General features: G+C 43.2%; 20 protein-coding genes. 1 reads left to right on the top strand and 19 read right to left on the bottom strand.

What is annotated here, in order from left to right; genetic code table 11:
- The 6 genes from tnpA to G625_RS0102925 all read right to left on the bottom strand — a co-directional run.
- On the bottom strand, nt 1-201 hold a 201-nt coding region (tnpA, locus tag G625_RS0102955), incomplete at its 3' end, for an IS200/IS605 family transposase (protein WP_029199925.1).
- Between the two features lie 192 nt (nt 202-393).
- On the bottom strand, nt 394-660 hold the full coding sequence (locus G625_RS0102950) for a type II toxin-antitoxin system RelE family toxin (RefSeq protein WP_029199924.1): 267 nt from the start codon (nt 658-660) through the stop codon (nt 394-396).
- Nucleotides 657-875 carry a type II toxin-antitoxin system RelB family antitoxin gene (relB, locus tag G625_RS0102945; protein ID WP_029199923.1) on the bottom strand — a complete coding sequence of 73 codons (219 nt, stop codon included), beginning with the start codon at nt 873-875 and terminating at the stop codon, nt 657-659. Before relB ends, G625_RS0102950 begins: the two co-directional genes overlap by 4 nt.
- Before the next feature lie 419 nt (nt 876-1,294).
- Nucleotides 1,295-1,402, bottom strand: coding sequence for a putative holin-like toxin (locus tag G625_RS22950; protein WP_242826580.1), 108 nt, complete (start codon nt 1,400-1,402; stop codon nt 1,295-1,297).
- A 340-nt stretch (nt 1,403-1,742) separates the two neighbouring features.
- Nucleotides 1,743-4,139 carry a glycoside hydrolase family 2 protein gene (locus tag G625_RS0102930; RefSeq protein ID WP_029199922.1) on the bottom strand — a complete coding sequence of 799 codons (2,397 nt, stop codon included), beginning with the start codon at nt 4,137-4,139 and terminating at the stop codon, nt 1,743-1,745.
- Nucleotides 4,132-5,700 (bottom strand): MFS transporter, encoded by a 1,569-nt coding sequence (locus G625_RS0102925; RefSeq protein ID WP_084152731.1) that lies wholly within the window; start codon nt 5,698-5,700, stop codon nt 4,132-4,134. The genes G625_RS0102930 and G625_RS0102925 overlap by 8 nt, the downstream gene beginning before the upstream one ends.
- Before the next feature lie 350 nt (nt 5,701-6,050).
- Here G625_RS0102925 and G625_RS0102915 point away from each other — a divergent pair, with 350 nt between their 5' ends.
- A complete protein-coding gene (locus G625_RS0102915; RefSeq protein WP_029199920.1) occupies nt 6,051-7,217 on the top strand; it encodes a helix-turn-helix transcriptional regulator in 1,167 nt (388 codons plus the stop codon).
- A gap of 86 nt (nt 7,218-7,303) precedes the next feature.
- Here the strand turns inward: G625_RS0102915 and G625_RS0102910 are convergent, their stop codons facing one another.
- From G625_RS0102910 to G625_RS22685, 13 genes are all read right to left on the bottom strand, one after another.
- A complete protein-coding gene (locus G625_RS0102910) occupies nt 7,304-8,011 on the bottom strand; it encodes an RraA family protein (protein ID WP_029199919.1) in 708 nt (235 codons plus the stop codon).
- Nucleotides 8,012-8,222: 211 nt separating this feature from the next.
- The gene (locus tag G625_RS20900; RefSeq protein ID WP_049895633.1) at nt 8,223-9,587 is read right to left on the bottom strand and encodes an alpha/beta hydrolase-fold protein; all 1,365 of its coding nucleotides are present in this window, start codon (nt 9,585-9,587) and stop codon (nt 8,223-8,225) included.
- Nucleotides 9,588-9,673: 86 nt separating this feature from the next.
- Entirely contained in the window at nt 9,674-11,350 is a 1,677-nt protein-coding gene (locus G625_RS0102900; RefSeq protein ID WP_029199918.1) for a glycoside hydrolase family 13 protein, read from the bottom strand.
- A gap of 170 nt (nt 11,351-11,520) precedes the next feature.
- Nucleotides 11,521-12,543, bottom strand: coding sequence for a LacI family DNA-binding transcriptional regulator (locus G625_RS0102895; RefSeq protein WP_029199917.1), 1,023 nt, complete (start codon nt 12,541-12,543; stop codon nt 11,521-11,523).
- A 24-nt stretch (nt 12,544-12,567) separates the two neighbouring features.
- The gene (locus G625_RS18095) at nt 12,568-13,209 is read right to left on the bottom strand and encodes a hypothetical protein (RefSeq protein WP_044931339.1); all 642 of its coding nucleotides are present in this window, start codon (nt 13,207-13,209) and stop codon (nt 12,568-12,570) included.
- 86 nt (nt 13,210-13,295) lie between these two features.
- Complete coding sequence (locus G625_RS0102885) at nt 13,296-13,586, bottom strand: hypothetical protein (RefSeq protein ID WP_198014838.1); 291 nt, start codon at nt 13,584-13,586, stop codon at nt 13,296-13,298.
- Nucleotides 13,587-13,588: 2 nt separating this feature from the next.
- A complete protein-coding gene (locus G625_RS18090) occupies nt 13,589-14,431 on the bottom strand; it encodes a Type 1 glutamine amidotransferase-like domain-containing protein (RefSeq protein WP_049895630.1) in 843 nt (280 codons plus the stop codon).
- A gap of 113 nt (nt 14,432-14,544) precedes the next feature.
- Nucleotides 14,545-15,234 carry a hypothetical protein gene (locus G625_RS0102875; RefSeq protein WP_156885001.1) on the bottom strand — a complete coding sequence of 230 codons (690 nt, stop codon included), beginning with the start codon at nt 15,232-15,234 and terminating at the stop codon, nt 14,545-14,547.
- 133 nt (nt 15,235-15,367) lie between these two features.
- Nucleotides 15,368-15,796, bottom strand: coding sequence for a heavy-metal-associated domain-containing protein (locus tag G625_RS0102870; protein WP_029199914.1), 429 nt, complete (start codon nt 15,794-15,796; stop codon nt 15,368-15,370).
- Between the two features lie 149 nt (nt 15,797-15,945).
- Complete coding sequence (locus tag G625_RS0102865) at nt 15,946-17,493, bottom strand: AAA family ATPase (RefSeq protein WP_084152729.1); 1,548 nt, start codon at nt 17,491-17,493, stop codon at nt 15,946-15,948.
- Between the two features lie 455 nt (nt 17,494-17,948).
- Nucleotides 17,949-18,782 (bottom strand): precorrin-8X methylmutase, encoded by an 834-nt coding sequence (locus tag G625_RS0102860; protein WP_084152736.1) that lies wholly within the window; start codon nt 18,780-18,782, stop codon nt 17,949-17,951.
- A gap of 38 nt (nt 18,783-18,820) precedes the next feature.
- Complete coding sequence (locus tag G625_RS0102855; RefSeq protein WP_029199911.1) at nt 18,821-19,423, bottom strand: cob(I)yrinic acid a,c-diamide adenosyltransferase; 603 nt, start codon at nt 19,421-19,423, stop codon at nt 18,821-18,823.
- 137 nt (nt 19,424-19,560) lie between these two features.
- The gene (locus G625_RS22685) at nt 19,561-21,339 is read right to left on the bottom strand and encodes a cobyric acid synthase (RefSeq protein WP_044931390.1); all 1,779 of its coding nucleotides are present in this window, start codon (nt 21,337-21,339) and stop codon (nt 19,561-19,563) included.
- Between the last annotated feature and the right edge of the window lie 22 nt (nt 21,340-21,361).

The raw sequence follows: 21,361 nt of genomic DNA, 5'->3' as shown, positions 1-21,361 counted from the left end.
TATTGATACATACATATGTACATGATCTGTCATTGTAGCCGCCTTAATTATTGTTACGCCTTCCATCTTGCACACTTTTCCTAATATCTGTCCTACCTCCGCTTGTAGTTTTCCATACATTACTTTACGTCTGTATTTCGGAATGAACACGATATGATATGTGCAATTATACTTGCTATGTGATAAACTTTGATTGTCCATTGGACCTAATCCTCCGTTTCAATTAGTGTGGTTTGCTAGACCTGCACTTATTGTACATCGGAGGTTTTAGTTTATGTTACTCCGTTTATCGCTTCCGCTTTTATTGCTCCCCCAGCTCAGCTGGGGGATTAAGACTGTTTCATTTAAGCTACTCCTCTAAATAATTATTAAACAAAAACATGATGATTAGTTTCAGCCATAGACATCCCTACGATGTCCTATGTTCAGCACCAGTATCACCACTTTATCATCATATATCTCTGCTATGATCCGATAATCACCAACCCTGTATCGCCATTGACCACTGCGATTTGCCGTGAGTCCTTTTCCATGAATTCTCGGATTATCACATCCTTCAAGATTTTTTCGTATCCATCCAAGAATTAATGCTGCACTGGCTTTGTCCATCTTTTTGAGTTGTTTCAAAGCTTCTTTTGTAAATGTAACAGTGTATTTCACAAACCAAGCTCCTTTTCAACTTCATCCAAAGTATAAGTCGTTTGGTCTTCAGAATATAGCTTCATGGCCTTCTCATAGCATTGCAGATCATATTCATCTTCTATCTTTTCCATGACAGCCTGCCGAAACAGTTCGGATATGCTTATATTGTGAAGCGACGCATAATTTTTTATCAGTGATGTTTCTTCATCACTGAGTCTTAATGAAATAGCCATAAATGTATCCTCCGTTGTTATACATTGTAATACACATATCATCATTAATATATTAATTTATTAAAATCTTTTTGCAAAATTTTATTAAAACGCCGGTAACCACCAGATACTGCAATATATTATCTTTAAAAAAAAGGTGCCTGTCACCCGTACATTTAAAGCAGACTCTTTACATTTCATCTTTCTGCTTTGGGGATTTATCTGTTTTTTCTCCTGCACTCCTAAAAGCGCACCATATGGAAGGCGCTGAAAATACCCCTGATATTTATTCTATGCAATCTTTTATAGAGGTATTGCATTTTGATTGTATTTAAACTATTATGAGCATAGAAAGAGTGCTTACCGATAGACGGTTAGCCCTCAAAAATTTAAAATGTTTAAAAAATAACCACCCTAAGTTTTATCAGGACAGAGGGCGGTTATTTTTTTGCAATCTTATAAATAAGACCGATGATAGCAACGATCAAAATTCCAAACTGGAATAAATCACTATATGTTACCATGGCACCCTCCTTTCTGGAGGGCATTACAAATCCCTCCGGATGGAGAGCCAACCGCCTACCGCATTGGCAAGCACCGTGTATAAGTATAGGAAAAATAAGTCTCTTGGTCAACCCCAACAAGATCCACAGAACCATGACAAAATGTCAGGTCGTACGAAAGCAAAAGTCGCCGGGCATAAGGGATTTGGATGATACCCTGCTTTTTGAAGATATTTCGAAATCCGCAAAATAAAATGATGTGAGCGTCAGCCCTTCGCGAAGCGAATTTTGATGGGCTGACGCTCCAAGTGAGTAAAGGCATTATTCCTACATATAACCCAGAATATGTAAGGCACTGATAAAACCTGATATCTAAGATTCTCGATTAAAACTCATTTTTTATCTGATTCAGCTCTCTGTTAAGTTCCTTTAGATCAAGACCCTCAGGGATATCTCTGCTAAGTATGCTCTGCATGGAAAGCCCAAGCGGGATCACATCCTTTTCAGTCATAAACTTCACAAGTTCCGGCAGATATTTCTCAAGCACTGCCCTTGCATCAGGATTTTCAAGGATATCATTGGCAGTATCTTTTATGGAAAAATATCCTTCCCTTACGACATCATCATCTGAAAGAAACCAGTTTTTTACCGCCTGTCCTGCATTATTGCCCGGTAAACGATAGTTTTCATCCTCTGAATCTACACGGACGAAAACACACTCATCCGTAAGCCCCTCCGAAGCTACCTTTATCCGGTTTTCTCCTTCGTGAAGAGGTACATCAGAAAATACGATCCTGCCGTTACCATCATTCGTACCACTGCCGAATTCCTTTTCATCAACATAAAGCACCGCATCGCTGAGATTGGTATAAACCTTGATCTCGATACTCTCTTTTGCCCTGTTTACGAATCTCTTGGAACAGATATGCAAAAACTTTTCCTCAGACCACTTTGCTTTGTAGTAGTAGAATGCATCCTTTCTGGTATTTCTGTCATAGGTCACGAGGCCCTTGGCATTGATATTTTTCTGCCCGCCTTCATTTCGAAGTCCGCTATGGAAGTCAAACATATTCCAAACGTAACTACCGTACAGGTAATCCCAGCTCTCGAAAATAGGATAAACGGTCTCATGATAGAGCGCCTGATACTCCTCTGAGTAATCTCTGACCATGGGCACCTCGCTGTGCAGCCTGATGTTTGCATCAACACCATACTCACTTACACCGAGAGGCATCTCCGGCCGCTCACTATGGAATCTGTCGAGATAATCCCGATAATCCTGCATTTCCCCATAGTACCATCCGAAGTAAATATTGTAGCCGATCATATCCGTAACAGAATTAAGCTTACTCTTAAACTTAACTGTATAAAGATTGGCAGCCGTAACAAGTCTTGACGGATCCAGTTCATGGGAAAGCTGCTGCATTTTTTTCAGCTCTTCATGCATAAACTCCGCATCCCGGAACATGCCGATTTCATTCTGGATTCCCCAGCAGTAGATGGACGGATGATGGATATTCTGAAGTATCAGTTCCCTAAGCTGCTCCTCTGCATCAGCTTTCAGTTCTTCACTGTCCGTCATTTTGAGCATAGGGATCTCAGCCCATACGAGATAACCCTTTTTGTCTGCGGTCTCATAGGTATACTGAGGATGCTGATAATGTGACAGCCTTACGGAATTGGCACCTATTTCGTCGATGAGTTCAAAATCCCTGTCGATATTCTCCCGGCTCACTGCATTGAAACAGCCCTTGAAATCCTGATGCTTTGCAACACCGTTTATCTTTATATGCTCACCATTAAGGAACAGTCCCTTGTCCGCAGTTATAGTAATATCTCTGAATCCGGTCTCAAGCTCCACCTCATCTAAAGTTTCTCCTGCACGTACAAACTTCATCTTTACCTTATATAGATTGGGAGCGGTTTTTCCGTTCCACAGGATTACATCAGGGATGCGGAAGGTCAAGACCATACTGCAATTTATGGAGCCTGATGCGTGAGTGTTGGCACTTTCTGAATCAACTTCTTCTGATCTCACATCAGTGAGCAGTGTACCGAAAGGATCTGTGATTTCCGCAACTATCTCAGCTTCTTTATCCGTGCGTGCATGAATTTCCGCATTCAAAATGCCGGTATTTCCATCAAAGCCAGTCCTTAATATCACACCACTTGTGCCGTAATAGGTCGGATCAAAAAAGCTTTCATGTTCTGTCACCAGAAGATTAACACCCCTGTATAGTCCTCCGAACACAGTGAAGTCTCCTGTAAGAGGTGAGATACCCTCGTCATGAACATTTGTCAGAAATATCCTTAACTTTATTTCTTTATGGCCGAGCAGCTCCTCAGGTATCTCACAGCGAAATGCTCCATAAGCACCTCTGTGCTCTCCTATCTTACGGTCATCTGCCAGAACAACCGCATGCTGATCTGCTCCCGGAATGTCCACAAAAACATGTTTCCAGTCAGGATTGATCTGTATGGTCTTTTGATACAGCACAAGTCCCCTGTAAGGGTCATCATCCCTGTACCATGTGTGAGGAAGCGCCACCGTCACAAAGCTCTCTGCTCTGTTGATGTCTGCTAATGCTTCGTTTTCTCTTTCCCCGATACCAGCATTTTCACCTGAGTCCCTTACACCCAGAGCGTTCATGACATCACTCTCTGACGAAATGACATCGCTATAAACAACTTTTGAATCCCCTGTCAAACCACTTAAATCCCTGATGTTTCCATCAGGGATTTTATTAAACTGCCAACCTTCGTTTATCTGTATCTTATGCATTCTCTTTCCTCATTTCATCAATTCTGGCTTCTACCGCCTTCATCTTCTCCGGTGTAAGGTCGTAATATTTCATGGCGATGACATTAAACACTGCTCCCAAAAGCTCAAGGCCGTAGTAGAAAACTATGGCGATCAGCAGGAGGCTCCGGCTGTATGGAGTATTGAGATCTGGAAATGCTTCCTTGAAACCAATAAGCGCAAATCCGATACCTACAAAAGTCGGTCCAAAGGATGAGATCAGCTTATCCATAAATGAGAAAACTGTTCCGACCATACCCGGAATATACTTTCCTGTTCTTGAGGCTTCATAGTCATTAACGTCCGCGATCATCGGAGGAATGATGGAGCTTGTGATCATCTGGAAACCACCGCCTATAACAGTCACAAGGAAAAGTGCCACTGTAAATGCGGTAAAGCCACTGAATGCCTCGCCATAGCCATTAACAAATCCCGGAAGACTCAGTGTCTTCGGATCCATGACCATCCAGATAAATATGGCGATGGTGTCAAAAAAGATCACACCCCAGGAACCTATCTGCATAGCTTTCTTGAGACCGAGTTTGGCGCCGATCGCACCGATACCAAGTGCCATCATCAAAAGCCCTACGATGGTTGTGTAGAGGGTCCAGCCTCCTGACAGCTCATAGTTACCAACTACAATGCCGTAAAGTACAAGCAGGATTGCACTTGTCTTGCAGGTATTTGAGAACTGGTCTGTGGCTCTTGCAACGATGAGCATCTGAAGTGGCTTGTTGTTTTTTAACACATCAAGATAATCTGAAAACCTGATATTTTTCTTTCCTGAGGAATTGGTCTCTGAAAATGCAGGTACATCCTTTGGTGCGATGGAAATGTAAGCAACAACTATTCCGATGGTAGCGATGACTGCTACGATCAGCCAGTACTCATGGAAAAGCTCGGCGCTCTTCATGGAGCCGTATTTAACGGCGAGTCCCGCAACTACCATCTGCATCACAGCTCTCATGACACGAACAAGAACCGTACCAACGATGGAAAGTATCGGTCTCTGGGCCGGATCATTGGTGAGGCAGACATTACCCACATGGTTTGAGATATTTAAGAATGTATATCCTATGTAGTAAATGGCTGTAAAGAATATAAAGAAAACCGGCCTCAATGCTCCTTCCGGAAGTCTGTCAGTCACATTGAACATGAGAAAACTGTTTATGAAAAGAAGCAGACCGCCCATAACAAGACACAGTCTGGTTTTACCGAAGTTTTCCTTTTCTTTAAATCTGTCAACAAAAAATCCAACGATAGGATCAGTTACACCATCCCAAAGTCTTGTTATAGTTGAAAAACTTGATGCAAGTATAACTGCCATACCCACATATCCATTAAGATAAAAAGACATGATCATAGTGAGACCCATGTACAGATTGACCGCCATGTTGGCTCCGGAAAAACCAACTATCCTCCATACAGGAACGTTGTGTATGCCATTTTCCTTTATATATTTTTGGTACTTGTCCTGTGACATAGTCTCTCCAACCCCTTCCTTCATACCAATCTCCGATTCTTTCCGCATTGCCGCTTCCATAGCCCCTCCTGAATTTACTGAATGATGATGAGGTCTACAGTGATATGAGGGGCAAATGAACCAAGTTTATGCCTGCACAACGATCATTGATCATTTGCCCCATTCTGTCTCTGTATATCACTCACTTCTTTACCACTTGAAGTTCAACATTTTTTAATGTTGGCATCATCATACCATCAGTCGTATAATGAATATAGAACTATAGTCCTTGCTTTAGAACGATATTACTTTTTACTACAAATATGATAAATAATTCACATGCAATTAAAACAACTTCATCAGCAATAGCTTCATCTGAGGCATCTTCAACTGAGATGACTTCACCCCAAACTGCTTCTATGGAAACTTGTATGAAGCTCATACAAAAACTATTTCAGGTCAGATTCTATACTATTAATGATTTCTCTGAGGCAGAAGCATTCAGCCGCGAAAATATGCTTAGTGATCTACAACTTATTTTATCACCTGACGCGCTTATGACCATGAGATCCGGTGCTGAAAAACATACTCTCTATCTCCTGACAGATATTTTTCATATTTCGATCATAGTCTTTATGTTGGACGACAGCTTTATGCTTTTTGGTCCCTTTACCTCTCTCATCCATACCAAAATGCATGCGTCACATATCATAAATGCACATGGGATCAAAAATCTTCAGATCGAAGATTATCTCAGATATCGTGAGCATTTTCCTAATATAAGTAAGGAACGGGCCGAACACATAGTGAGATGTTTTCTGGACACTGTATACGGACACGAAGAAAACTACTCTCTGCGAGATCCGGAGACATTTGCCATGGAGCAGGTATATGAAGATCATGCAAAAGAACAAAAGACCGGTATCGATCTTCTGCAGCTGCGATATGCCAATGAAAAAGAGTTTATCAGAAGTGTGGAAAATGGTGACAGCAGTTCCGCTCTCAGATATCTCGATAGGATGCAGAGTGACGTAAGATACATGAAGGAGCTCGGTTCTACCATAGAAAATGAACGTATCGGCTGTGCCATCACGAGAACCACTCTCAGAATAACCGCCATGAATGCCGGCCTTCCGGCTTATATCATAGATAAAATATCAGGACAAAATACCAGAGAAGTTTTCCGGGAACGGCACTTGGAGAAAATACTTGCAAGCAAAGAAAAAATGGTCGTAAATTTTTGCAATGCCATAAAGGAGCACCATTCTGAGGCTCACAGTGCTGTGGTTACAAATGCCATTTTCTTTCTGAACAGCAATTTCAAAAATGACATAACCATCGAGGATATCACAAGTGAACTCGCAATATCCAAAAGTCACTTTATGTCTGAATTCAAAAAAGAAACCGGTACAAGTCCCATGAACTATCTCCGGTCCATCAGAATCAAAAAAGCCTGCACCCTTCTTTCAGGCACAGGCAAAAGCATTCAAGAAATAAGCGAAACTGTGGGGATTCCGGACAGCAATTACTTTGTGAAACTGTTCCGGAAAGAAACCGGTATGACACCTACCGAATACAGAAAAAGCAATCGGTTGTGAAATAACAAATCTGCAGACGGTTCTATTGACTGCTTTTGGAAAGTAGTCAACAGAACCCTCAATAAAGGATTTAGTATCCTTCAGGGCTATGAAACAGATGACTTTATCATATCCAGAACCCACTTCGGCGCAAGCTGAGGAAGTTCAGTTCCATTCTTTTTGGCCTCACGATATGCCGCAATGGTCTTTCTTCGGTTGTCTTCATACTCCTTCTTTTCTTCCGCTGCGGCAAGGACAGTCTCGATATGCTCCTTAGGGATCACACATACACCGTCCGAATCACCCACTACCAGATCTCCAGGAACAACCTTAACCCCTGCACAGGTGATAGGTGTATTGATATTTCCTTCGTCCTTCTTGATAGGTCCGCAAGGCATAAATCCTCTTGAGTATACCGGGAATCCCAGTTCGATATTACCGTCTCTGTCACGTGTATACCCATCTATGACCATCCCCTTGAAGCCTACTGCCTGACAGGCACCCATGATGAGATCGCCGAAATATGCTCTCTTATCATAAGCCTTGCCATCGATGACCATGACATAGCCCTCTGCATCAAAACTATAGCTGGCTACATGGATCGGGAAATTATCTCCATTATCAGTCTCTACTGTCAATGCTGTCCCCACCACCGTCATGCCTCTGTCAACCGGCATAACTTCTGCGTCCATACACCCGCCGTTTGGAATATCAATTTTTGCTTTTTTTACACCATCAAGCAAAAGGGCCACACCTAAATTCTCTGCCCGTTTGATTATTTTTTCATCTAAAAGTGGTGCACATGAATTGATCATATCGTTTTAATCTCCTTTTCTGTAGTTGCTGTAGCTTTAAGGTGTATAAATATTATAACAGTCAGAAGTGCAAAGCGCGAAACGATTCTATATCAAATACACTAAAAAGCATGCCGGAGTTTACCCATATAACGGATATTCTCCAGCATGCTTTTTTATATTACATCTTTACACTGTTTCAACTTCTGTCACAGTAAGGTAATTATATTCCTCACTTCTGTGTAAACAACCATTCCATAACAGCTACACAATTATAGGCATAGTCGAAGGATGCCATATGATATCCGGCGCCACCCATAGGGCTGTTTCCGCTCTGCTGCCCGGCTTCTCCGGATGTCTCCTGACCATCAGCTGCTGCCTGTTCACTCATTGGAGTTTGATTGCTGTCTGAGGTCTGTCCATTCATTGGCGGCTGATTACCTTCGGAGTTCTGTCCACCCATCGGTGGCTGATTGCCGTCAGGGGCCTGTCCATTCATCGGCGGCTGATTGCCTTCCGGAGCCTGTCCTTCCGTTGACTGCTGATCCTCTGATCGAGCCTGACTAGCAGCCGGTTTCTGCCCGCTACCAGAGCCTTCTGCTCCTCCCATCATAAAACTACCGGCATCGATTGTACCTGTCTTCCATGAGATAAAGTACTGATTTTCGTCTGCACTAAACAGATCATTTGCCGCAGAACTTAGTTCATCCACAGACCATGTGCCATCCCACTGTACATATTCATAGGAAACACCGTCAGTATCAAACATTTCCATCACTTCCTGAGCTCCGCTCCAGGCACTTATATCGTCCTCTGCTGCAAAGTATACAAAGGTCTGATCCTTAAGTCCTGAAAGAGCACTTATATCCCACTGACCATCTACAAACATACATGCAGCATAAAGATCGGGATACTCTGATGCCAGGATCAATGTAGTCATGCATCCCATTGACTGACCGGTACCGTAGATCCTCTCAGCATCAACTGCATACTCCTCACACATATAGTCAATGTAACGTTTTGTAAGTTCTACGTACTCTGTTGTGGTATATCCATTGTGATCATCAAGGATAGTCTCAGGATATGTAGGAACCGCTACGATGGTAGGATTTACACTCTGCCATTCTTCTGTAGCCCAGACAAGAGCACCTCGTCCCTGTGTTAATGAATAAGTGGGATCGTCACCTGCGCAGGTTGAATCACCTATGAAAACCACCATAGGATATGAAGCAGCTTCATCATATCCTTCAGGAAGATACAGATTATATGTTATGGAAAGCCCGGTTTCCTCATCTGTAAATGTCTTCTGCTCAAACTTACTCGCGTAAGTCGATACCAGACTCTCCTCATCTTCAGCGAGGGTGTTCGCTACTGCGCCAAGTCCTGCTGCTGTGATATCACTCTTTTCAGCATCAGCCTGTGATTCCTTCGCTGCAACTGATGTTTCTTCTTTCTTATCTGCTTCCTGATCCTCTGTATTCTTTTCTTCTGCTGCCTGGGTGGAAGGCGCTTTGTCAACAGTGGTCTGGTTTCCACAAGCTGCCAAAGTGCAGATCATGGATGAAGCAAGTAACAGTGCTAAAGGTTTTTTGAACATTTCATTTCTCCTCATATCTTATATTGTATTCTGCTGATCACGCAGCAGTTTTCGTTTTCCGTGATGCACATGTTACAACATTTTCCTTAAACGAAACTTAAAACCTCCCATACCGCAGCAAACCAAGGTGAAAGTTTCATCTCCTCACTTAGTTCTGCCTCTCCACAATTTGAGATCAAAAGAACATTCGCTTTCCTGAAAGCATCGTTGTGATAATGTATCTCCCTGTCACTGAGATTACAGAGTACAAACAGCTTTCTGCCATCAAGTTCTCTTTCGTAGGCAAAGATCTCGCTGCTTTCATCATCCAGAAGCCTGTAAGTGCCGTATACGATAAGATCCGACCACTCGCTTTTTCTTCTCAGGGAAACAAGCTTTTTATAGTAGTTAAAAACTGAATCAGCATCCTTAAGCTCAGCTTCAGCATTGATCTCTTTATAGTTTGGATTCACCATGATCCACGGAGTTCCGGTGGTGAAGCCTGCGTTTTCACTTGCATCCCACTGCATCGGAGTTCTGGCATTGTCTCTTCCCTTTGCTTCAATGCCGGCGATCATGGCTTCACGAGTCATCTTTCCGCTGTCTACAAGCTCATGATATGCATTGATCTCCTCGATATCTCTCAGATTTTCAAGGCAGCCGAACTTACAGTTTGTCATGCCGAGTTCCTCGCCCTGATATATGTAAGGTGTTCCCTTCATGAAGTGAAGCATAGTGGCGATAGCCTTAGCTGAAAGCGGTGAATCATCCCCAAGTCTCGAGACGATTCTCGGCTGGTCATGATTGTCAAGGAAGAGTGAGTTCCATGCTTTACCTTCAAGCTCTGTCTGCCACTTACTGAGGTTCTTTTTTAACTCACGAAGATCGTATCTTCTGGCAGTCCACTTTCCATGCTCATCATAGTCGAGACCAACGTGTTCAAACTGGAACACCATATTGAGCTCCGAGCCATCGAGAGAAGCATACTTCTCAGCCTCTTCTATGGTAACTCCCGCGCACTCACCAACTGTCATGATGTCATACTTTGAAAGGACCCTTTTATTCATCTCCTTCAGATACTCATGTACATGAGGTCCGTTTGTGGTGTTTTCAAGTCCGCCGTAACCGGTGTTGGCATCTACCTGTCCATCAGGAAGACCCTCAACCTTTGAGATCATAGAGATAACATCCATCCTGAAGCCATCTATACCCCTGTCACACCACCAGGTCATCATCCTGAAAACTTCATCTCTCACTCTCGGGTTATCCCAGTTGAGATCCGGCTGCTTTTTTGAGAAACAGTGAAGATAGTACATATCTGTTTTTTCATCATACTCCCACGCCGAACCGGAGAAACTGCTTCCCCAGTTGTTCGGAGCCTGACCATCCCTGCCCTCACGCCAGATATAAAAGTCTCTTTTATCATTGTCCTTCGAGGATCTGCTTTCCACGAACCACTTATGCTCATCAGAAGTATGGTTCACCACCAGATCCATAACTATCTTTATCCCACGGTCATGGGCATTTTTCAGGAGAATGTCAAAATCTTCAAGTGTTCCGAACTCATCCATGATATCCTGATAATCCGAGATATCGTAGCCATTGTCATCGTTAGGTGACTTATAAACAGGGCTTAGCCAGATAACATTGATCCCAAGCTCATGAAGATAATCAAGCTTACTTATGATTCCCTTGAGATCACCTATTCCATCTCCGTTGGAATCACAGAACGATCTCGGGTAGATCTGATATACAACACTTTCTTTCCACCACTTTTTGTCCATATTTCCTCCGCTTCCTTAAAATCTGCCGTCAGTAAATGTAGTTTACTTATATGCTCTCGTATGTTTTATACTGCATATAGTCATAGCTTTTTATAAACAATAAGTAACGTAAGTTATTCGAATAACCTTAGTGAAACTAAATTAACCCATATCAAGCTCCACGTCAAAGGTTATTCGCGTAACCTCCAGACCTCACGGCATGACTTTCTCACCACAAGCTCTACAGGAAGCTTTACATTGTGCTTTACAGTTTTTCCCGAAAGCATCCTCATCATACTGTTGACAGCAGTCACCGCCTTTTCCTCTACATTTTGTCTTATAGTAGTGAGTTCCGGATTGGAGTAACTTGAATAAGGAATATCGTCATATCCTGCAACAGATATATCATCCGGTACCCGCATACCGTTCTGATAAAGATGATTGATAAGCTGAAGAGCATAATTGTCGGAAACACAAAAAACAGCACTGTGCTTTTTTATCTCAGGCAGTATCCTGTTAAGTCCGTCCCGGATCTTCTCTTTGTTGATATCAATGATGTAATGACAGTCTTCTGTAAGCACGATACCACTCTCCATATAAGCCTGCCGGAATCCTCTCCATCTGTGGAGGTTTATTTCGAGATCACTGTCGTCTATCATGGCAGCATTCTTATGGCCAAGGCTCAGGAAATACTGCCCCATGATGTATCCACCGTTGAAATCGTCTATAAAAATCTGAACAAGCTTGTCATACTCATATTCAAATGAAGCATCTATGGTAACCACCGGCTTCGAAAACTGACTGCTGACCTCTATCATCATATCCTTAAGCTGGTTACAAAGTATGAGTCCATCCAGATTCCATCGTCTTGCATCCCTTAAGATGACATCCACCGACTGATCAAGTAGCATCAGTATGTATTTATCATTTTTTCTGAATTCTTTCTCGAGGTATGAAAACAAAACACCAAAGTAAGGATCAGCCATAATGTTTTTGCTTTCACCAAGGTTAAGAACCGCAACACCGATAAGTCCGGAACTCTTACTGACAAGTGAAAGTGCCGACTGATTGGAAATGTAACCGGACTCGGCTATGACAGCTTCTATCTTCTCTCTGACTTCTTTCGATACCTTTCCCTGTTTTCCGTGTATCACGTATGATACTGTAGCTGTGCTTACACCACACATCTCAGCGATATCTTTTATCCTGATCATCTCTAATTGTCACGTAATAAATGCTTACTCTTCGTTTACGTTTATGCCTTCGTCTTCGACATCATCTTCGTCATCATAGTCTTCTTCTGAATCGAAATCCTCATAGTACTCATCGTCATCAAAGAACTCTTCATCATCAGGTTCATCGTAAATCGATTCATAGTATCCGGCGGTCTCGAAACCATCATCCTCATGGTCTGACAGCATCCACTCCATCAGTTCAACGATCTTATCATGCTTACCGTCAAAACGATCATGAACATAGAAAAGAGAAAGGATATTCTCACTGAATTCCAATCCCGGAATCTTGTTATGGAACATTTCGACTATATTCCATAATGTAACAGAATCATCATAAACAATATCCATAAGAAGGACGTTAAGTTTATCAGGATTGTAGTAACAGTGGATCATATCTCCCACTGTATCTTCACCAAAAAGATCCATATAGATCTGCCTGATGGCTTTTGCATTAAGCTCCGAAGCATCATTCAGGTATGATTCCGGATCTTCCACCGCTATGCGGTAATGATCAAAGGTCTCATTTTTAAGCTCCAGAAACTCAAGTGTATCAGCTATGGCAGTCTCAACCGTCACTTCATTCTGTTCAGCATAGGATTTAAGTATCTCCATATATTCGTCGGGAAATTCCATCTTAACACTCATAATATCTCCATTCTTCACTCTGTAAACTATTCCGGGAAAACACCGATAAGTCAGCATTACCCTGAAACTCAATACTTTGCGGCAGACTACTTAAAGTTCTGAAGCTCTGCCATGAACATATCATAATAATCGTCCTGACCTTCCAGCTTCGGGGAGTTTTCTCCTCCACCGTTTGTGGATCTCTTTATGGCCGCATAAAACTCTTCTCCGTAGGTCAGGATATCCATTTCGTACAACTCGTAACCTTCCCGCCTTGCTATCTCGCAGAAAGCAGCAAGTGGATTCTTCTCCTTTTTCGTCGCCAAAAGTTCTTTTCGAAATTCTCCATCCTTCAGCGCCTTTTGACGAAGGGCTGACATTACTGTCTCAACGTCCATAATTACTCCTCATGCTTTATAAAATATCTGGTAATTGTCGCTCCTATCAGTCCTCCAAGGGTTAATGTCACTGCCGCAAGAAGCACAGGCTTTTTCACATCTACACGAGTGGGTATCTCAAACTCCCCTCCGTTTTTACATATAAGTCCGATTTCCCCGTCTGCTATGAGGTATGACTCTCCATATAGCATTTCTTTATTTGTAACTGTATCTTTTCTAATGTAGGCTCCGTCAGTCAGGCAATAAAAAGCTCTGTTTGTACTATCCGGATAGGTTATCTCCTCAAACAGCTTTTTCCCATCCAGCATGGCATCAATAGTTTGATCGTAATGAGGGATAACATTGGTATCCGTAAGCCCAAGGCCTTCCAGAAAACGCTTATAACCGGCATCCTTTGATTCGCCTTCAAGCTCCGGCTGTGCGTATACGATGTCTGCGCAGTTCATGGTACCGGCGCTTACTCCTATAACTATTCCCCTGAAGCCTTTGATCCACTCCTTAAGCTTTATCTTATGGAACCAGGCATTCTCCGTGGGGACATGACCTCCCGCAAGGATCACCACATCGTAGATTGCGAGTATCTCAACGATTTTTTCATCTCTTGCGTCCAGCACGTCTATGGAATCCATACTGAGCCCTGATTTATTGAAGGCATCAAGATAGGTCTGTGCCATGGCTGTATTCATCTCGGAATTTTTAGGATCCGAGGAAATGAGAAGACCTTTGCTGTGGTCCTTCCAGTCATTCTTAAGCCTGTCCACAAACTGATTTCTGTTATCAAGCTTTTCCGGTAACCCTGTACGGCGGTCAAAACCACCGGGGGTTGAAGTCATATATAAAATCATTTATTTCTCCTGCTGTTTTTTCGTTTTCATCTTCTATAAAGACTGATTTCCGCCAATCATCTCTTATGAATATATCTATTCTTCTTGAGACCGTTAACGTGTCAATGACTCTCTCATCCGTTCCTTTTATCTGCCTTTACCCTGCCATTATAAGCCTTCATAACCAGCCATGACAGCAGATAATTTATTCCCATAACAACCACTACCCAGATTATGGTTTTGATGACCGGCTGTTCATATACACGGAGGAAAAAGTAAGGTCCCACGGTGATGCGGGCAGCGTTTAATATAAGCATTATCACCGCATATATCACTGTCGGTATCAAAGCCCAAAAGGGTGCAGCCTTGGGAAGTGTCGCCTTATCCTCCAAAAATAAAAATGAAAACAGAGATATTAATGGTACGAGGAAGTGGTCTAATGGATGAACACCGCTGAACAGCTCCTCATCAAATCCCTTTTTTGGTCCAAGTACTGCAAGTACGATAAAAAATGTCAGCATCAGACTGCATACAACCACATATCTCACGGTAATGAGCCAGGCAGGAAGCTCGTCGGATCCCTTATAATGCTGCATCATATAGGTGGAAACAAACCCGCTTGTCCTCCCTTTGGAAAGCGCCGGCAGCATAAAAAGCACAAACGCCCCACTGCTTAGTAAGCAAAGGAAATTTGATACTTCCGTATAGTGATAAAACATTTCCAATCCGTTCCGGGTCGCATATACATAGTTGGTTATGATAATTTCCATCAATACAATGATTATATGCAAAAACAACGCTGTTCTGAGTTTAGAATTATTCATTTTAACAATCAAAGCCCGCCGGCATCCACCGTCGGGCCCTTTCTCTTTAATTTTTTTATTCTCTTTTATTGCAAATGCCTATCTGATCCCTAAGCAGAAACGTTTCGGACATTTACCGTACCATTTTTTAGTATTACAGAGATTTCAGTGTTACCAGCTGGAAGAAGTGGTATCCCACCTGAAGCGGCATAGGCAAAAGTATATCCGCCATAGTCTCAAGCGCGATTTTTTCCCTTATCCTTCTCTTGGCTTCCGGAGTAAGACGCCTTTCTTTTATCTCTTCCAGACTTATCTTTGACTCATCGACAAATTCATTTTCTGGAACCCATATTTTCTTAAGCTTGATCTTCTCCAATGCTGATATCAGTTTGTCTTTTGACAGAACTTTGGAATCAAAACTAATGGCAACACCACCAGTCCTTCTATATACGCGAACCTCTTTTACGCCCTTGATTTTCCGAATGGCATAGGAAAGTCTCTGATCCTTGACGTAATCCAGCTTTCCATCCTTCAGGCGTATACGTATTCTGTTCTCCAACTCATTTTTAATCGTGAATTTCATTTCGAACCTCATGCTCTCAAAAAACCCGATGCTATGGAAGAACTGATATGGTCAGTTTCTCCCCGGATAAAATCATTATACAAAAATGGTTGTGATATCATCAAGCTGTTTTCTGCCGAATGGAAGTCACATATAACTCAGGCTAACCATCAGAACAACAGCCTCCTGGTGGTATGTGCGTCAAATGTCACCGTATCCACTCCTGTGGTTTCAATCTGGTATAGAGCATTAGCCGCAAGATGCTCAGCCGCCTGCTCCAGGTCGCGGCATCCGGTGGTATCTCTGTATTTTTCAAGAATCACGCTTATGGCTCTGTCATCCACCACACACTCCTCCGGTCTCATACCCATGCGTTTAAGAACCTTAGGCAGCGAGAACTTTTGGAAAATGATCTTCTTCTCCTCCGGGGTGTAGTCCGGAATGTCTATGACCGCAAATCTGCTCATAAGGGGATCTGATATACGTGATTTGTCATTGGCCGTAGCCACAGGATAAACTCCGTTTGTCGGTATGCGGCACTCAATGTAGTTGTCCGTATAACCGATATTATCGAGAAGTGTCAGAAGGGCATCCGCCGGATTGCCGTTAATGCTGTTCTGATCGGCCTTATCAAGCTCGTTAATGATAAAAACTATATTGCTTGAGCCACTCTGTGAGAATGCCTCCATTATGCGTCCGGCCTTGGCATTGGCATAAACACGTGGACTTCCGGTCAACGCCTCAGAGTCATGGATGGCACTCATATCGAGGCTGGTCCATGGAAGTCTCAGAATTCTAGCTACCGCATAGGCAAGCTGTGACTTTCCGATACCTGCCGGCCCCGCAAGAAGAAGTCCGTAGGAAGGCAGCGTGTGGGTTCTGTTTATCTGGATGATGGTCTCCATGATGCGCTGCTTCACTCTCTCCAGGCCGTACAGCTCTTCATCAAGGATCTGCCGTGCCCTGACGGGATCGATGGCTGCAAAATACTCGCCCTTCCACTGAATGTTGAGAACCATCTGGAGAGCTCTCTCCGCGTGGCGTCGCTCCTCAGGGGTGATGGTCTTGGACCTGATAAGGTCAATGTTTCTGTCCGCCCAGGATTGCATGTTCTTCGGAAGTGTTTTCTTAGCGCAGGCAAGGAAATTCAGCATGGAATTTATATCTCTGAGATCCTGATGTCCGACCTCAGTCATTTCATCATTTGGTTCCTCATCGTCAGGAGCCTTGCTTTCTTTAAGCCTCTCAATGATAAGCTGGAGGAAGCTGTCTCTGTCGGATTGAATGTTTTTCCCGTCGGGAGTCACAGCCCGGATCTTGTAAACACAATAGCCTTCCTCCCTGCTCTCACCGCTAAGCCTTACTGAAACATGATTCTCCCCAAGCCACTTCTCAAGGTCAATGAACCTTTTATCAATCTTAAGGATATGGTGATTAAGGTCCCTGCCATCCTTATCCTTGCCGCTTACATCTGCTTCAACTTTTCCTTCCGTATAGGCAAATGATGTCCCCCTTATGGGATTCACGAAAACTCCTGCTGCATGCTTTGGAAGTTTTTCCATCTCTTCGGAAAGGACCATAATGGGTGAATCTGCACTTAATTCCTTCTCATCTGTTTCCACTATCTGCCAGGTGACTAAAGATCCCTCATCGCCTGAGCCTGTTTTAGGAGCTTTGCTCTCTTCTATTTTGTTGAAATCAAAAATTCTGTCTGCCATGGAATACCTCGTGATATATATATGGTTTTTTCCGATTAATGTATCATCAGTTGACTTCTTTTCTGTTTTCCGTATTTGCAGTCAACATGATAAGTACTCATGTTTGACCCAATATCCAATAATGCAAGTTGAGGTCATATCAAAACAGGGGCTCGATTGACTCATTAACGAAAAAAACATATTTGAGTCAATGATTCAATACTACATGCTTGACCCATTTTGGATTATTTTAAATTGCGGTCAAACAGGATTTCAAAAAATGTTGACTCATATAACAAAAACTATAACTTGAGTCATTCAGGCTCAGCCTTTTAAATGACTCATATATCTAAAACTATAACTTGAGTCATTCAAGACACCTATCATTGCATGACTCAGATGAGGCAATACAGAAATGAAGTCAATCAAAAGGCAATAATCGCTCCTGCTATGATGCTTATGCCCCGGCTGAACTTTTACATTCCATACAACAGGGCATTGACTATTGCCGCAGCGATGTTGGAGCCTCCCTTTCTGCCTCTTGCGACTATCAGGGGAATGTCTGAAGTATTATCTGATTTTCTCAGCTTCCAGATAAGCTCCTTTGCTTCCACAACATTTACGAAGCCAACGGGAACGGCGATGATACCCGTAGGTCTCAGATTTTCCTCACGTATGAGCCTTTCCAGTTCTATCAAGGCAGTGGGTGCATTGCCGATGGCAAAAATGATATTGGAAAATGAGCCTTTTGATCCACTCTTATTTTTTGATGTGTTCGATGAAGGAATAAATTCCTTTGATTTTTTCTGAACAGATATCTCTGTTATCGGAAGTTGCTTTGCGAGTATCGCGGCGTGTTCCATGCTGACCGTAGCCCTTGTTACACCTTTTGCTTTTGCTTCCGAAGCCACCTCAGGGTCCGACATAAAACAACGAATCTCACAACCGTATTTTGCCGTAGTCACCTTACTGATGCCAGCTTTCACCATCTCAGTATCGGTAACTATGACAGCTCCCGCCGAAAGTGCAGCTCTAATCCGCTCTACTGCATTAGCGGAGAAAACCAGATTTTCATAATAATCAAAATCCGCGGAGGTATGGATGCACCTCTCTATCACCGGTGCCTCCGTCTCAGGGAGCCTGACACCCCTGCGGGAAAGCTCCTCCCGGATGATTTCCATGCTCCGTCGTTCTATGTCCCTTGGTTCAACGTGTTCAAACCTGATCCTGCCGGAACCTGATTTTCCGGAATCAATTTTATCTGAATCTTCATCAAACAATTCTGTTATATGTGGCTGGATTTTATCCATACTTTTTTCCCCGATACTTTCAAATCCGGACATGCCCACTATTTCTCCACCCCGACTCTTGCCTTAATCCCGTCATCATAAGGATGCCTGTCCTTTACCATATTCGTCACATAATCCGCCATGGACAGAATGGTGATATCCGGGTTACGCCCCGTCAGGATCACTTCCACATACTCGGGAAGCTGAAGAAGAAACCTTGCCAGCATGTCCTGATCCAGAAGTTCTTTGTTTACGGCATCAAGAATCTCATCAAACACAAAAAGAGCCACTATATCCGGTCTGTGCTCTTCCCTGGTTATGATTCCGGATTTTTTTCTTCTTTCCTCAAAGGCTTTCAGTGCCTTTGGCTGATTTTGCAGGATCATGGTCATGGTTCTGATAGCCTTACCGAACATCTCGTCACAGTCTTTTCTTGTGGCAGCGAGTTCTTCCGGTGTCATATTTGAGGTCCAACCGTAAAAATGCTCAGGAAAAAGAACCAGTATACCCGGTATCTTCTCAAGTATACTGATCTCTCCGGACATACCGTCCTTAAGGAACTGACAGAATACCACAGGAATGTTGTGTCCTGCCGCCCTGACGGCTGCTCCTACCGCCGCAGTAGTTTTCCCTTTTCCATTGCCATGATAAATGTGAACCATCTGTAAGCCTATACAATTCTGTACATAAAATAACAGTTCAGCCGGTGGACCATGAGAACGGAGTTAGTGGTTCATTTCTCCATAAAATGAACCACTAACTCCGTCCCCATGGTCCACTGGCTGCATTGTTACAGTTTTCAATTACAACTTTCTTGAATCATACTATATATCTTCTCCATATCCAATGAATCTCTCAAAATTGAAGCAAGTTTGTCATACTGTGCCTCCTTGAAGTCCTCATAGCTTCGCTCCGAAAGCTCCATTTTATCCGGATCGATTCCTTTTTTTCTGTAAAGCATATCCAGGAATGATTTTCGAAGTTCATCAGAATCAAAGAAGCCATGAACATATGTGCCTAAAACATTACCACAGCATGCAAAAAGACCATTCCTTAAATCAGGTTTTACGTCGATATCTATGCTCTCTGTCCTATCATGCCTTGATACATCGGCGTGTAAACTATTTGATGCCGCAAGATTTCTGGTTTTTCCCATATGAATCTCATATCCGGTAACTGTTTTTCCGTTTAATGTCTCGAACTCTCCGCTTAAGCCCTGAAGTTCAAATGTCACTCCGGTTCGGGTCTTCTCTTCCGAAAACTCCGTGGTTACCGACAGGAAACCAAGCCCCCTTACTTCTGTTCCTTTCTTCCTGTATAAATCATCAGCTTCGGTTCTTTCTGTTTCTGTTCCCGATCCATCAGGTCTTTTTAGACTGTCTTTTGGCATGTGATTTTCTGATATCACTGTGTTTTCGGGAACTTCATTTTCGGTTACAAGCGTTTCCGCACCAACCCTATCGATGATCTTTTCCCCAAGCATCTGATAGCCACCACAGATTCCTATGATGAGCGTTCCCTTATGAAACTTTTGCATCAGCTTTGCCTCAAGCCCCATGGCTCTCAGCCACTCCATATCTCTGATGGTACTTTTCGTTCCGGGGATAATGATCACATCAGGCTCTCCGAGTTCTCTCACATTGGAAACGTACCTGAGAGAAACTCCCGATTCCATTGAAAGCGCCGTGAAATCCGTGAAATTACTGATGCGGGGCAGACGGATGACAGCGATATCGATAATGGAATCACTGAAATATGATTCTATATCATCATGACAGTTACCAACGGATTTCACCGCCTTATCACGATCATTACACGATTCTCTGTTTCCACCGGTTTTTGAAGCTGTAATTGGGCTCCTTTGTACATTCAGCCTTTCCGACAGCGAGTCCTCATCATCTATCATCACATCCATGTAAGGCACTACTCCCAGAACTTCCTTACCGGTTTTTTCCTTCAGGATATCGAGACCCGGATCAAGTATAGTCTTATCTCCGCGGAATTTGTTGATGATAAGCCCCTTTATACGCGCCTGCTCCTGCTCTTCAAGCAGCGCTATGGTTCCGTAGAGCTGCGCAAATACTCCGCCCCTGTCGATATCACCTACCAGCAAAACCGGCGCATCCGCAAGCTCCGCCATGCCCATATTTACGATATCATCGTTCCGAAGGTTTATCTCCGCGGGACTTCCGGCTCCCTCTATTACGATTATGTCATACTCCGAAGCCAGCTTTTCATAGGCTTCTTTCACAACAGGTATGAGAGCTTTTTTATGCCTGTAATATTCCCTTGCGGTCATGTTGCTGCTGACTTTTCCGTTGATGATAACCTGTGACCCGACATCCGTTGTCGGCTTCAAAAGTATGGGATTCATCAGCACTGATGGCTTAATGCCGGCTGCCTCCGCCTGAACCACCTGGGCTCTGCCCATCTCGAGGCCTTCATCGGTTATGAAGCTGTTAAGAGCCATATTCTGAGATTTGAAGGGCGCAACTTTGTACCCGTCTTGCCTGAAGATACGGCAAAGTCCTGCCGCAATGAGACTTTTTCCTGCATTGGACATGGTCCCCTGTATCATGATCGCTTTAGCTTTTTTCTTC

The organism is Oribacterium sp. NK2B42 (genome assembly GCF_000424445.1).
GTDB lineage: Bacteria > Bacillota > Clostridia > Lachnospirales > Lachnospiraceae > Oribacterium.
This window is presented reverse-complemented; position numbering and strand designations above follow the sequence as displayed.